The organism is Brevundimonas sp. Leaf363, assembly GCF_001424025.1.
Taxonomy (GTDB): domain Bacteria; phylum Pseudomonadota; class Alphaproteobacteria; order Caulobacterales; family Caulobacteraceae; genus Brevundimonas.
The window spans coordinates 732956-746196 of record NZ_LMPZ01000002.1 but is presented as its reverse complement, the minus strand read 5'-3'; the positions used below and the strand labels follow the sequence as shown (position 1 = coordinate 746196).

Genomic DNA, 13241 nt, shown 5'->3' with positions numbered 1-13241 from the left:
GCCGGGATGAGCGGATATTGATAGCTGACATGACCACCTTCACCTCCACCGACCCGGCCACCGGCGCCACAAACTGGCAGGGCGAGGCCGCCTCCCCGGCCCAGGTCCAGGCTGCCGCCGACGCCGCTCGCGCGGCCTTCCCGGACTGGGCGGACCGTCCGCGCCAGGACCGGATCGACGCCGTCCGCCGCTATCAGGCCGTCCTCAAGGACCGTGCGCCGCAGATCGCCGAGGCCATCAGCCGCGAGACCGGCAAGCCCCTGTGGGAGACCAAGACCGAAGCCGCCGCCATGATCGGCAAGGTCGACATCTCGATCCGCGCCTATGATGAACGCACCGGCGAGCGCACGGCGGACATGGCGTTCGGCCGCGCGACGCTGCGCCATCGTCCGCACGGCGTGGCGGCGGTGCTGGGCCCGTTCAACTTCCCTGGACACCTGCCCAATGGCCATATCGTCCCGGCCTTGCTGGCCGGCGACACCGTTGTCTTCAAGCCGTCCGAGGAGACGCCCCTGGTCGGTCAGGTCATGGCCGAGGCCTTCGCCGCCGCCGACCTGCCGACCGGCGTGGTCAATGTCGTCCAGGGCGGGCGCGAGACCGGCGCGGCCCTGCTGGACGCCGGCATCGACGCCCTGATGTTCACCGGCTCGGGCGCGGCCGGGGCCTATTTCCGCAAGAAGTTCGCCGACGATCCTCACGTCATCCTGGCGCTGGAGCTGGGCGGCAACAATCCGCTCGTTGTCTGGGACGCCGCCGACGCCGAGGCGGTCGCCGGCATCGTGGTCCAGTCCGCCTTCATCACCACCGGCCAGCGCTGCTCCTGCGCCCGCCGCCTGATCGTGCCCGAAGGCGCGCAGGGCGACGCCATCGTAGAAGCCGTCACGGCCCTCAGCGACCGCCTGACCTTCGCCCCCTGGGACAGCGACCCGGAGCCCTACGCCGGCCCGCTGATCTCGGCTCGCGCCGCCCAGGCCGCCCTCCAGGCCCTGCAACAACGCATCGATCTGGGCGCCACCGTCATCCGCCGCTCGGGGCCCGTCGACAATCTGCCGGGCGCCTTCGTCAAGCCCGCCATCATCGACGTGACCGGCCTGAACGTCTTGGACGAAGAGATGTTCGCCCCCTTCCTCCAGGTCATCCGCGTCCCAACCTTCGACGTTGCGATCCAGGCCGCCAACAACACCCGCTACGGCCTCTCTGCCGGTCTGGTCAGCGACGACCCGAAGAACTGGGACCACTTCATCCGCCGCATCCGCGCCGGCGTGGTCAACTTCAACCGCCCCACCACCGGCGCCGCCGGCGACATGCCCTTCGGCGGCCTCGGCGCCAGCGGCAACCACCGCCCCAGCGCCTACTACGCCGCCGACTACTGCGCCTATCCGGTCGCGAGTTTTGAGGCGGATGCGGTCGCCAACATCGAGGGCGAGATCAAGGGGCTGCGGGCGTGAGCATCCACCGCGCCTCTCCCTCCCCATCCCGGGGTGCTGGTCCGGGCGTGTACGCCCGGCCTGCGACGTCGCGCAGCGACGGGGTGGGGGCGGCCCCGCAAGGCCGTCTGGCCCTCCCCACCCGGCTCCGCTTCGCTCCGCCCCCCTCCCCTGAAGGGGAGGGAGAATGACCGCCGTCGAAGCCAACGCCGACGGGCTGATCGGCCCCACCCACTCCTACGCCGGCCTCTCGCCCGGCAACCTCGCCTCCAGCCTGAACAAGGGCGAGGCGTCCAACCCCCGCGCCGCCGTCCTCCAGGGCCTCGACAAGATGAAGCGGCTGGCCGACCTCGGCCTGCCCCAGTTCGTGCTGCCGCCGCATGAGCGCCCGAACATCCCCTTCCTGCGCTCGCTGGGCTTCACCGGCTCCGACGCCCGCGTTCTCGAACAGGCCTGGAAGGACGCGCCCAGCTTCGCCGCCGCCGCCTGTTCGGCCTCGCCCATGTGGGGCGCCAACGCCGCCACGGTGACCCCCAGCGCCGACGCCGCCGACGGCCGCGTCCACTTCACGCCCGCCAACCTCGTCACCAACCTGCACCGCTCGCTGGAACATCAACAGACCCGCCGCGCGCTGGATGCCCTGTTCCCCGACACCGCCCGGTTCGCCGTCCACGACGCCCTGTCGCCGGTCGCGCACCTGGCCGACGAGGGCGCCGCCAACCACATTCGTCTGTGTGCGGAGCATGGCGCGCCGGGCGTCAATCTGTTCGTCCACGGCCGCGACGCCTTCGAGGCCTGGGACGGTCCCTTTCCCGCCCGCCAGACCCGCCAGGCGTTCGAGGCCGTCGAGCGCCGCCATGCTTGCGCCCGCCCCGTCCACGCCCGCCAGGGCTCGGCCGCCATCGCCGGCGGGACCTTCCACAACGACGTCGTCTGCGTGGGCGCGCTCCAGACCCTGTTCTTCCACGACCTGGCCTTCGAAGACACCGACGCTGTCCAGGCGGCCATTCGTCAGCAGGCGGACGGCCTGTTCGACCCCATCTTCGTCGAGGTGTCCTCCGACGACCTGCCGCTCGCCGACGCCATCTCCAGCTACCTGTTCAACTCCATGCTGGTGCAACTGCCGGGCCAGAGCCGCCTGACCCTGATCTGCCCAACCGAAACCCGCGACAACCCGCGCAGCCATGCGGTCGCCCGGGGCCTGGTCGCCTCCAACGGCCCGATCGGCCGCGTCGAATACGTCGACGTCCGCCAGTCGATGCGCAACGGCGGCGGCCCCGCCTGCCTGCGCCTCCGCGTCGTCCTGACCGAGACCGAAGAGGCGGCGACCAATCCCCGCATGCGGATCACCGACGATCTCCACGGCGCCCTCGGCGTCTGGGCCGCCCGCTGGTATCGCGACGAACTACGCCCGGCGGACCTGGCCGACCCGGCGTTGCTAAACGAAAGCCGGGGGGCGCTGGACGAACTGACCGGCATCCTGGGCCTGGGTTCGGGCTTCTACCCGTTCCAGCGCTGACAGCCTTTCCCTCTCCCAGAGGGAGAGGGCTTGAGGCTCCAAGAGCCGAAGGCGATTGGCCATGCCGAAAGGGTGAGGGGTGGGCGGCCAACAGGATGGGGCGGTCCCCTCACCCTTTCGCGCAAGACTGATCGCTGCGCTCTCAGGCGCTCAAGCCCTGTCCCTCTGGGAGAGGCATGACTGATGCGGGTAAGATCCTCGAAACAAGGAACCGCCCGTGACCGATTCCCCCATGTCCCCGCGCCGCCGGCTGATGAACATCGTCGGCGGATCGGCCGGCAATCTGGTCGAGTGGTTCGACTGGTACGCCTACGCGGCCTTCACCCTCTATTTCGCGCCGGTCTTCTTCCCCAAGGGCGACGACACCGCCCAACTGCTCAGCGCCGCCGCCATCTTCGCGGTCGGCTTCCTGATGCGGCCGATCGGGGCCTGGATCATGGGCATCTACGCCGACCGCAAGGGCCGCAAGGCCGGCCTGACCCTGTCGGTCAGCCTGATGTGCGCCGGCAGCCTGCTGATCGGCGTCACGCCCGGATACGCGACCATCGGCGTCGCGGCGCCCGCCCTGCTGCTGCTCGCCCGCCTGATGCAGGGCCTCAGCGTCGGCGGCGAATACGGCTCCTCCGCCACCTATCTGTCCGAGATGGCGACGGCGAAGAACCGCGGCTTCTGGTCCAGCTTCCAGTACGTCACCCTGATCTCGGGCCAGCTACTGGCCCTGGCCCTGCTGATCCTCCTGCAGAACACCCTCAGCGAGACGGATCTGGCCGCCTGGGGCTGGCGCATCCCCTTCTTTGTCGGCGCGGGCCTGGCGGTGATCGTCTTCTGGCTGCGACGGCGGCTGGACGAGACCCGCGCCTTCACCGGCATCGCCGCCGAAAAGGCGCCGCGCTCCAGCGCCCTGCTGCTGGCCCTGAAGCACCCGCGCGAGGCCCTGATGGTCATCGGAATGACTGCCGGCGGGACGCTCGCCTTCTATACCTACACGACCTACCTGCAGAAGTTCCTGGTCAACACCTCCGGCTTCTCCAAGACAGCCGCCACCGAGATCAGCGCCCTGGCCCTGCTGGTCTTCATGGCCGTCCAACCGGCGGTCGGCGCCTTGTCGGACCGGGTGGGGCGCAGGCCCGTGCTGATCGGCTTCGGCGTGCTGGGCGTCATCTGCACCGTGCCGATCATGACGTCACTGGCGGCGGTCGACAGCCCCGTGGTGGCCTTCCTGCTGGCCCTCGCCGCCCTGCTGATCGTCTCGGGCTACACCGCCATCAACGCCGTGGTGAAGGCCGAGCTATTCCCCGCCCACATCCGCGCCCTGGGCGTCGCCCTGCCCTACGCCATCGCCAATGCCGTGTTCGGCGGCTCGGCCGAATATGTGGCCCTATGGCTGAAGGACGTGGGGGTGGAGAGCCTGTATTTCTGGTACGTCACCGCCATGATCGGCGTCAGCCTGCTGACGGTCCTGTTCATGCGCGACACCAGGAACCGGACGCTGATCGAACCGCACTAGGCGGCGAACCGCCCACCGCGTCCGGCATAGGCCTGCGTCCCGCGCGTGAAGACGGCGTCGGTCGGCAGCACCGCCTCGATCGCCACGTCCTCGGCGCCCTTCACGGCGTCATAGACGGGGCCAAAGTCCTTCAGCGTCTCGCGCTTCAGCTGGTCGATCGAGTCGATCACGAAATAGACCTGCTGGAAGTCGTCGATCCGGTACGGCGTCTTCATGACCCGCTCCAGATCGAATCCCAGCCGGTTCGGCGAGGGGTCGTCCAGAGCGAAGACGCTCTCGGTCGCCGAGGAGACGATGCCGGCGCCGTAGATCCGAAGGGCGTCCGCCTCCCGCACCAAGCCGAACTCGACCGTGTACCAATACAGCCGCGCCAGGTTCGGCAGGACGCCCAGGCTCGCCGCCCGCTGCCCGCCCTTGCCGTAAGCCTCCATATAGGCGGCGAAATCCGGGTCGGTCAGCATCGGCACGTGGCCGAAGACGTCGTGGAAGATGTCCGGTTCCTGCAGGTAGTCCAGCTGGTCCGGCTTGCGGATGAACTGGCCCGACACGAAGCGGCGGTTGGCCAGGTGGTCGAAGAAGACCTCGTCCGGCACCAGGCCCGGCACGCAGACCACCGTCCAGCCGGTCAGGGACTGGAGCTTGGGATTGATGACCGCGAAGTCCGGGATGCCCCCGGCGCCCAGGTCCAGCGCCTTCAGCCCGTGGATGAAGGCGTCGCAGGCCCGGCCGGGCAGCAACGCCGTCTGGCGGGCATAAAGCGTGTCCCAGGTCTGATGCTCGACAGGCGTGTAGGCGTCCCACGACTGGGGAATGGTCCAGTCGGCGGCGGCGCCCTCGGGGGGCTGGTCGAAGACGTGTTCGAAGTCGGACATGGCGGCTCCCTCAACGCTTATCTAGGCGCGGGCGATCCGGCCGTCACCCCGCGCCTAATGCAGGGCCGTGGTGCGCGGTGCGTGATGGCCGCCGGCGTCGACGGTGAACCAGGTGCGCTCCTCCCGCCCGCTCAGAGCCGCCTGCTGGGGGTCGGCCTCGATCGCCGATTCGGCGGCATAGGCGATAAAGCCGCCGTCCTGACCCAGGGCGTAGACCTGATAGAAGGGCTGGTTCGAGGCGACGGCGCCCGTCTCAGCCGGCGGCCCGGCATAGGCGGGGTCGGCGTCGATCACCACACCGCGGAACGCGCCGTCACGATGACGGACGATCTGGCCGAGGCGGAACAGGGCTGTTGAAACCTGTGTCATGTCAGCAAGATACGGCGTGAAGCATGAGCGGATGCGGCACGGCCCGTTCATCTTCGTGACAGTTTCGCTTGGCGCTGGCTCAACCTGCGGTCTAGGCTGGTTGCGACGGGCGCCGCCTGGGCGCCTCACTAGGATGTTCGGCCCATGCCGGAGACCCCTGCCGCGCCACACCGGCGCGACGGACGGTCCGGAGGGGGCGCTGGCGTCAGCCGGGACGCGTCGGGCCGCGACGCGCCGCTGTACGCCGCGCTCGATCTCGGGACCAACAACTGTCGGCTGCTGATCGCCCGTCCGGCGCGCGACGGCTTCCGCGTGGTCGACAGCTTCAGCCGGATCGTACGCCTGGGCGAAGGGCTGACCGCAACCGGGCGGCTGCAGGACGCCGCCATGGACCGCGCCTACGACGCCTTGGCCATCTGCGCCGAACGGCTGGCCAAGCGCGGCGTGGCGGCGGATCGGCTGGCGGCCGTGGCGACCCAGGCCTGCCGCATGGCGGACAACGGCTCCGAGTTCGTGTCGCGGGTGCGCACCGGGACCGGTCTGGTCCTGCGCATCATAGATCCCGCCGAGGAGGCGGACCTGGCCGTGCAAGGCTGCGCCACCCTGTTCGATCGGACCAGCCAAGCGGTACTGGTCGTGGACGTGGGCGGCGGGTCGACGGAACTGTCCTGGCTGAGGAGCGAGAACGGGCGGTTCCGGTCGGTGGGCTGGATGTCCGCGCCGATGGGGGTCGTCACCCTGGCGGAGCGCCACCCGGAACCGAACGGCGCTCTGACCGACTGGTACGAGGCGATGGTCGGCGACATGGCCGAGGCCCTGAACAAGGCGGACGAGGCGGCGCATGGCCTGAAGCCCCTGTTCGCCGAGGGTCGCGGCCACATGATCGGCACCTCCGGCGCCATCACCAGCCTGGCCGGCATCCACCTGAATTTGCCGCGATACCAGCGTGATCGCGTGGATGGCCTATGGATGACGCGGGGCGAGTGCGAGGCTGCGGTGGACCGGCTGGTGGCCATGGGGCCGGCGGGCCGGGCGGCCGAGGCCTGCATCGGGCCGGACCGGGCCGACCTGGTCCTGGCCGGCGCCGCCATCCTGGAGGCGGTCCAGCGCGCCTGGCCGTGCCAGCGGGTGCGGGTGGCCGACCGGGGCCTGCGCGAAGGGCTGTTGCTGCAGCGGATGCAGCGGGACAGGCCGTCGCGTCGACGCCGCCCCCGGCGGGGCCGGCGTCAGGCGGCCGGCGCGGCCTGAGCGCCCGAGACCTGGACCGGCAGGTCGATGTCGCACACCGAGAAGTCGGCCCCGCGCGACTGGCGCGTTTCCGCGACCAGCGCCTGGAAACGGGCGGACGCGGTGCTGAGCATCTGCGCCGTCGGGCGCTCGGCCTCGGGGATATCGGCGGCGACGCGGACCCGGGTCAGTCGGTCGGGGCTGTCGGCGACCAGACCGTCCGGCGTTCCGCTGGCCTTCAGGGCGCGTATGACGGACAGGCCGTCGATGACGCGGCCCCAGGCGGTGTAGCGCTTGTCCAGCGATGGATAGGCCTGGCGCATCAGGAAGAACTGGCTGTTGGCGCTGTCGTTCGCGTCGCCCCGGGCCATGCCGGCCACGCCGGGGCAATAGATGCCCCAGGCGTGCACCTTGCCATCCGGCGTGCGGCCCATCAGGGCGTCGGGCTGTGTCTCGATGGGCAGGGCGTTCATGAAGCCGGTCATGGACCCCTGCGGCTGGGCCACAGGCACAAAGGGGGTCTGGGGGCCGCGCCGGAATGTGAACTCCGCCGTCAGATCGGGATAGGCGCTCTGGCCCTCGCCGGTGCCCAGCGGATCGCCGGTCTGGGCCATGAACCAGTCGATGACGCGGTGAAAGGTCAGGCCGTCGAAGAAGCCCCGGCCGGCCAGCAGCCGCATCCGCTCGACGTGCAGCGGCGCGGCCTCGGGCGACATCTCGACCAGAACCCGCCCTCGGGATGTGTCGAGCACCAGCAGGTTGTCGGCCGACACGGTGCGCCAATCGTCGGCGGCGGACGGCGCCGTCTGCGCGAGGCAGGGCGAGGCCAGAAGGCCCAGCGCCAGGGCGAAGACCGCGCCCCGCACCATCAGCCCTGCACCTCGACGATTGGCTCGACGTCGCAGATCGACAGTCGGGCGGCGCGGTCGCGCGTCAGGGTCGCCAGGGCGGCCGTGAAGGCCGGGGACTGCGGCGTCGCCACCCGCACCACCGGCGCCTGACCGGCCGGCAGGTCCGAGGCGATGCGGACACGGGTCATGACATCGGGATCGGTCACGGCGCCGTCGCCGCCGGCCGCGCCGGTCTTCAGGGTCTTGACCACGTCCAGTCCCTGCAGGATCCGGCCGAACGCCGTGTAGCCGCCGTCCAGGCTGGCGTTGCGTCCGCTCATCAGAAAGAACTGGCTGTTGGCGCTGTTCGGGTCGCCCGCGCGCGCCATGCCCAGCACGCCGGGGCAGAACAGGCCGTGGGCATCGACCTTGAAGTCCGCCGTGACCATCATCTGGGCGTCGGGCTGGGTCTGGATCGGCAGCGAGCCGTACAGACCGTAGACGGCCGATCCCGGGATCGCGACCTGGGCGAAGCCCTCCGCGCCGCGGCGGAAGCTGAACTCGCCCGGCACGTCCGGCAGGTCGCTGCCTCCCAGGCCGGTGCCCAGGGGATCGCCCGTCTGGGCCATGAAGTTGGCGATGACGCGGTGGAACTTCAGCCCGTCATAGAAGCCGCGCGCCGCCAGGGTGCGGATGCGGGCGACGTGCTGTGGCGCCGCCTGGGGCGACAGCTCCACCAGGATGCGGCCCTTGGCCGTTTCGATGACCAACAGGTTTTCCGGCGCGACGGTGCGCCAGTCGGCCGACGGGGCGGCCGCCTGCGCCTGAGCCGGGGCTCCGTGGCCGACCGAAGCCGCCAGCAGGGCGGAGGCGGCGATCGCCCCCAGGATCGCAAGTCGCATCAGTTCGCCTTCACCTTGGCCTGGACGCGCGCGGCGATCGCAGGACTGACAAAACTATGGATATCGCCGCCGAGGCGGGCGATCTCCTTGACCAGCCGCGAGGCGATCGCCTGGTGGCGCGGGTCGGCCATCAGGAAGACGGTTTCGATGTCGCTATTGAGGCGCTGGTTCATCGCCGTCATCTGGAACTCGTATTCGAAGTCGGCCACGGCGCGCAGGCCCCGGATGATCATCTGGGCCTCCAGCTCTTCCGCGAAATGCATCAGCAGGCTGGAGAAGGGCCGAACCTCGATCCGGTCGCCGAAGCGGCGCACCTCGGTCTTCAGCATCTCGACCCGCTCGCTGGTGGCGAATAGTGGGCCCTTGTCGTCGTTCTGGGCGACGCCGATGACCAGTTTGTCGACCAGCTTCACGGCCCGGCCGATGATGTCGAGGTGCCCGTTGGTGATCGGGTCGAAGGTGCCTGGATAAAGGCCGATACGCATGAGCGGTGTCTCCCCTCGCCGTCGCCTCCCTCTAGCAGCGGTGGCCGGAGCGGCCTAGCCCGACGGGTCGGATGCAAGAAACACCGTTCGAAGCGTGCGATGCGTGCGAACCGTCCGATGCGTCCGAACCGTCCGATCAGTGCGAACCGTCCGGATCGGCTCCCGACGAGCGCTGCGTCCGCCGGCATGGCGAACGATGACGCGCCTGCATCATACCACGGGTCGAAGGGGCGCCAGGTCGATTGGGCGAATCAGGGCGCAAACCCAGGCGTGGCCTTCCAGGCAATGTTCAGTCGATCGATGAGATCGGCTCGCGGAGCGAAGACATGGTCGCCGATGGCGACGATGGGCGCCGCCGGTGTCGAGCTGTTGCACAGGAAGGCGCCCTCAATGTCGGGCAGGTCCGCAAGCCTTATCGGCAAGGTGCGCGCCGGAACGGCTTGTCCGAGAAGGGCCTGGGTGACGCCCACCAGCATGGGCGCCTCCGGCCAGATCACCGCGTCGCCGCACCAGAAGCCGATGTTCCAGGTCGTGCCTTCGGAGATCAGACCGGCGTCGGTCAGGAAAAGGGCGTCGTCGAAGCCGGCGGCCCGTGCGGTACGGCGGGCCAGCAATAGGTCCATGGTCGCCGCATGTTTCAGGTGCGGACGGAAATGCTGGTGCGTCTGGGGCTGGAGACGCCACGGCCGGTCCGCCAGGCTCGACGGCGGATCGGAGACGGCGATCATGACGCTGGGGGCGCCGGTCCAGCTGGGGTCGCGCGCGCTGATGTGGGGGGAGGACAGGCTGACCCGCAGCCATGCGTCGGTGCGCTCGCCCAGCGCCTGACGCATCCATCCGCGCAGGCGGTCTTCCTCGACCGCGACACCAAACAGTTCGGCGGCCGAGGCCTGGAGCCGAGCGATATGCAGGTCCAGTCCCCGCACCTTGCCGTCCTCGACGCGGAAGGAGGTGTAGGCGCCGTAGTTGACCAAGGCGGCGTGGGCCAGTTGCTCCGGCGTGGCGGGCGCGCCGTCGATGAAGAGGGTCACGCTTCCCTCTCCCAGAGGGAGAGGGCTTGAGGCTCCAAGAGCGAAGCGATTGGGTAAGCCGAAAGGGTGAGGGGACCGCCCTCACCTGTTGATCGCCCACCCCTCACCCTTTCGCGCCAGGACGACGGCTGCGCCGCCGTGCGCTCAAGCCCTCTCCCTCTGGGAGAGGGAGAGAAAGAGGGATTAGGCCTCGCCGTCACCCTCGACCTCGGTTCCATCATCCCCGCCCGTTTCCGCCAGACGCTCGACCGAGACGACCTTCTCGCCGTCCGCCGTGCGGAAGATGGTGACGCCCTGGCTGGAGCGGCCAACGATGCGGACCTGGCCGACGCGGGTGCGGATCATCTGGCCACTGGAGGTGACCATAAGCAGATCGTCGGTCTCCTCGACCGGGAAGGCCGCCGCCAGGCCCTTGCCGGCGCGGCCGCCCAGGCCGTGGGCCGTCAGCCCCTGCCCGCCGCGACCGGTGCGGCGGTATTCATAGGCCGAGGACCGCTTGCCGAAGCCCGTCTCCGTGACGGTCAGGATGAACTGTTCGGCGGCGCCCAGCTGGGCGATGCGTTCCAGGGTCAGTGCGGCGTCGCCGCCCTCCTCCGCGCCGTCGTCCTCGGCCTCGACCACCGCCGCGTCGTCCTCGGTCTCGCCCAAGACCGCCTTGCGCATGGCGTTGGCGTGTTTGACGTAGGCGGCGCGTTCCTCCGGCGTGGCGTCGACGCGGCCGAGGACGGCCATGGAGATGACCTCGTCGCCGGACTGCAGGCGAACGCCGCGCACCCCGGTCGAATCCCGGCCCTTGAAGACGCGGACGTCGTCGGCCTTGAAGCGGATGGCGCGGCCCAGCGCCGTGGTCAGCAGGACGTCGTCCTCGGCGGTGCACAGGGCGACGCCGACCATGTGGTCGTCGCCTTCCAGCTTCATGGCGATCTTGCCGGCGCGGTTGACCGTGGCGAAGTCGCTGAGCTTGTTGCGGCGCACATCGCCCGACTTGGTGGCGAACATGATGTCGTAGTCGCCCCAGGTCGCCTCGTCCTCGGGCAAGGGCAGCACGTTCATGATGCTGTCGCCCGGCTCGATGGGCAGCAGGTTCACGAAGGCCTTGCCGCGCGACGTGGGCGCGCCCAGCGGCAGGCGCCAGACCTTGAGCTTGTAGGCCTTGCCGTTGGTGGCGAAGAACAGGACCGGCGTGTGGGTCGAGGCGGAAAAGACGCCGGTGATGGCGTCCTCGTCCTTCATCGTCATGCCCGACTTGCCCTTGCCGCCGCGATGCTGGGTCCGATAGGCGTTGAGCGCGACGCGCTTGACGTAGCCGCCGTGGGTGACGGTGACGACCATGTCCTCGCGCGGGATCAGGTCCTCGTCCTCCATCTCATGATCGCCTTCGCCGATCACGGTGCGGCGCGGCACGGCGAACTGAGCCTTCACGGCCAGCAGGTCGTCGCGAATGACCTTCACGATGTTGGCGCGGTCGCTCAGCAGGGTCAGGTGGCCCTGGATGGTGTCGGCCAGGCCGCGCGCCTCGCCGAAGATGTCGTCACGGCCCAGGCCGGTCAGGCGGGACAGGGTCAGGGCCAGGATGGCGCGGGCCTGTTCATCCGTCAGGTTCAGCTTGTCGCCGTCGACCACGACGCTGCGCGGATCGGCGATCAGCTCGACCAGGGCCATCATGTCGCCGACGGGCCAGGACTTGGCCTGCAGCCGCTCGCGCGCCTCGGTCGGATCGGCCGAGGAGCGGATGATGTGGATGACCTCGTCGATGTTGGCGACAGCGACGGCCAGGCCGACCAGGACGTGGCCGCGGTCGCGTGCCTTGGCCAGTTCGAACTTTATGCGCCGGACGACGACTTCCTCGCGGTGATCGAGGAAGACCTGCAGCAGCATGCGCAGGCCCATCTGCTCCGGGCGGCCGTGGTTCAGGGCCAGCATGTTGACGCCGAACGACGACTGCATGGCCGTATAGCGCCACAGCTGGTTCAGGATGACATCGCCGGACGCGTCGCGCTTCAGCTCGACCACGATGCGCATGCCCTGGCGGTCGCTCTCGTCGCGGACGTCGGAGATGCCTTCCAGCCGCTTCTCGCGGACCATTTCGGCGATGCGTTCGATCAGCGTCTGCTTGTTCACCTGGAACGGCAGTTCGGTGACGACGATGGCCTCGCGGTCCTTGCGGATGGTCTCGATGGAGGCCTTGCCGCGCACGATGACCGAGCCGCGACCGTCGCGCAGGGCGTTGCGGGGCGCGGTGCGGCCCATGATCTCGCCGCCGGTCGGGAAGTCGGGGCCGGGCACCAGGTCCAGCAGGGCGTCGTCGGAGACCTCGGGATCGTCCAGCAGGGTCACCGCCGCGTCGATCACCTCGCCCAGATTGTGCGGCGGGATGTTGGTGGCCATGCCGACGGCGATGCCGCCGGCGCCGTTGACCAGCAGGTTGGGAATCCGCGTCGGCAGGACGACCGGCTCCAGCTCCTTCTCATCGTAGTTCGGCTGGAAATCGACCGTGTCCTTGTCGATATCGGCCATCAGAGCGACGGCGGCCGGGGCCATCTTGGCCTCGGTGTATCGCATCGACGCGGGCATATCGCCGTCGACCGAGCCGAAGTTGCCCTGGCCGTCAACCAGCATCAGACCCATCGAGAAGGGCTGGGCCATGCGGACCAAGGCCATATAGACCGAGGCGTCGCCGTGCGGGTGGAAGCGGCCCAGAACGTCGCCGACGACGCGGGCGCACTTCGAATACGACCGCTCGGGCGTCATGTTCAGGTCGTGCATCGAATACAGGATGCGGCGGTGAACCGGCTTCAGGCCGTCGCGCGCGTCCGGCAGGGCGCGGCTGACGATCACGCTCATGGCGTAGTCGAGGTAGCTGCGGCGCAGCTCGTCCTCGATCGTGATGGTGGCGATGTCGCCGCCGGGAACGGCGCCGCCATTGGAGGAGGCTGCGGCGTTGAAGTCGCTGTCGTCGGTCAAGAAATTCAGGCTCTATCGGCCGGTCGGCGGCCAGGAATCGGAACAGTGTCCCGTCTGCCGATTTCTAGCATTCCGGGCCTGCGGTGGCAAAGAAACGCCCGCCGCGGC

11 protein-coding genes are annotated in these 13241 nt (G+C 69.5%); 4 read left to right on the top strand and 7 right to left on the bottom strand.

Going from position 1 to position 13241, the window contains the following annotated elements; all coding sequences use genetic code 11:
* Nucleotides 1–29 precede the first annotated feature (29 nt).
* From astD to ASG17_RS06595, 3 genes are all read left to right on the top strand, one after another.
* Complete coding sequence (gene astD, locus ASG17_RS06605; protein ID WP_056100833.1) at nt 30–1448, top strand: succinylglutamate-semialdehyde dehydrogenase; 1419 nt, start codon at nt 30–32, stop codon at nt 1446–1448.
* Nucleotides 1449–1614: 166 nt separating this feature from the next.
* Nucleotides 1615–2946 carry an N-succinylarginine dihydrolase gene (astB, locus tag ASG17_RS06600; protein ID WP_056100829.1) on the top strand — a complete coding sequence of 444 codons (1332 nt, stop codon included), beginning with the start codon at nt 1615–1617 and terminating at the stop codon, nt 2944–2946.
* A gap of 232 nt (nt 2947–3178) precedes the next feature.
* Nucleotides 3179–4453: an MFS transporter gene (locus ASG17_RS06595; RefSeq protein ID WP_156367824.1), complete on the top strand. Its 1275-nt coding sequence runs from the start codon at nt 3179–3181 to the stop codon at nt 4451–4453.
* Here the strand turns inward: ASG17_RS06595 and phhA are convergent.
* Nucleotides 4450–5325, bottom strand: coding sequence for a phenylalanine 4-monooxygenase (gene phhA / locus ASG17_RS06590; RefSeq protein ID WP_056100822.1), 876 nt, complete (start codon nt 5323–5325; stop codon nt 4450–4452). The two genes, ASG17_RS06595 and phhA, sit on opposite strands and share 4 nt — an antisense overlap.
* Nucleotides 5326–5379: 54 nt before the next feature.
* On the bottom strand, nt 5380–5694 hold the full coding sequence (gene hspQ / locus ASG17_RS06585; RefSeq protein ID WP_056100819.1) for a heat shock protein HspQ: 315 nt from the start codon (nt 5692–5694) through the stop codon (nt 5380–5382).
* A 144-nt stretch (nt 5695–5838) separates the two neighbouring features.
* On the opposite strand from hspQ, the gene ASG17_RS06580 reads away from it, so the two are divergent.
* Nucleotides 5839–6942 (top strand): Ppx/GppA phosphatase family protein, encoded by a 1104-nt coding sequence (locus ASG17_RS06580; RefSeq protein WP_056100817.1) that lies wholly within the window; start codon nt 5839–5841, stop codon nt 6940–6942.
* Here the strand turns inward: ASG17_RS06580 and ASG17_RS06575 are convergent.
* From ASG17_RS06575 to gyrA, 5 genes are all read right to left on the bottom strand, one after another.
* Nucleotides 6921–7790 (bottom strand): peptidylprolyl isomerase, encoded by an 870-nt coding sequence (locus tag ASG17_RS06575; protein WP_056100814.1) that lies wholly within the window; start codon nt 7788–7790, stop codon nt 6921–6923. The genes ASG17_RS06580 and ASG17_RS06575 overlap by 22 nt on opposite strands.
* Nucleotides 7790–8653, bottom strand: coding sequence for a peptidylprolyl isomerase (locus ASG17_RS06570; protein WP_056100811.1), 864 nt, complete (start codon nt 8651–8653; stop codon nt 7790–7792). The genes ASG17_RS06575 and ASG17_RS06570 overlap by 1 nt, the downstream gene beginning before the upstream one ends.
* Complete coding sequence (gene coaD, locus ASG17_RS06565) at nt 8653–9138, bottom strand: pantetheine-phosphate adenylyltransferase (RefSeq protein WP_056100808.1); 486 nt, start codon at nt 9136–9138, stop codon at nt 8653–8655. Before coaD ends, ASG17_RS06570 begins: the two co-directional genes overlap by 1 nt.
* Before the next feature lie 251 nt (nt 9139–9389).
* Nucleotides 9390–10169 (bottom strand): aminotransferase class IV, encoded by a 780-nt coding sequence (locus ASG17_RS06560; protein ID WP_056100805.1) that lies wholly within the window; start codon nt 10167–10169, stop codon nt 9390–9392.
* A 183-nt stretch (nt 10170–10352) separates the two neighbouring features.
* Nucleotides 10353–13133: a DNA gyrase subunit A gene (gene gyrA / locus ASG17_RS06555; protein ID WP_056100801.1), complete on the bottom strand. Its 2781-nt coding sequence runs from the start codon at nt 13131–13133 to the stop codon at nt 10353–10355.
* Nucleotides 13134–13241: the final 108 nt, after the last annotated feature.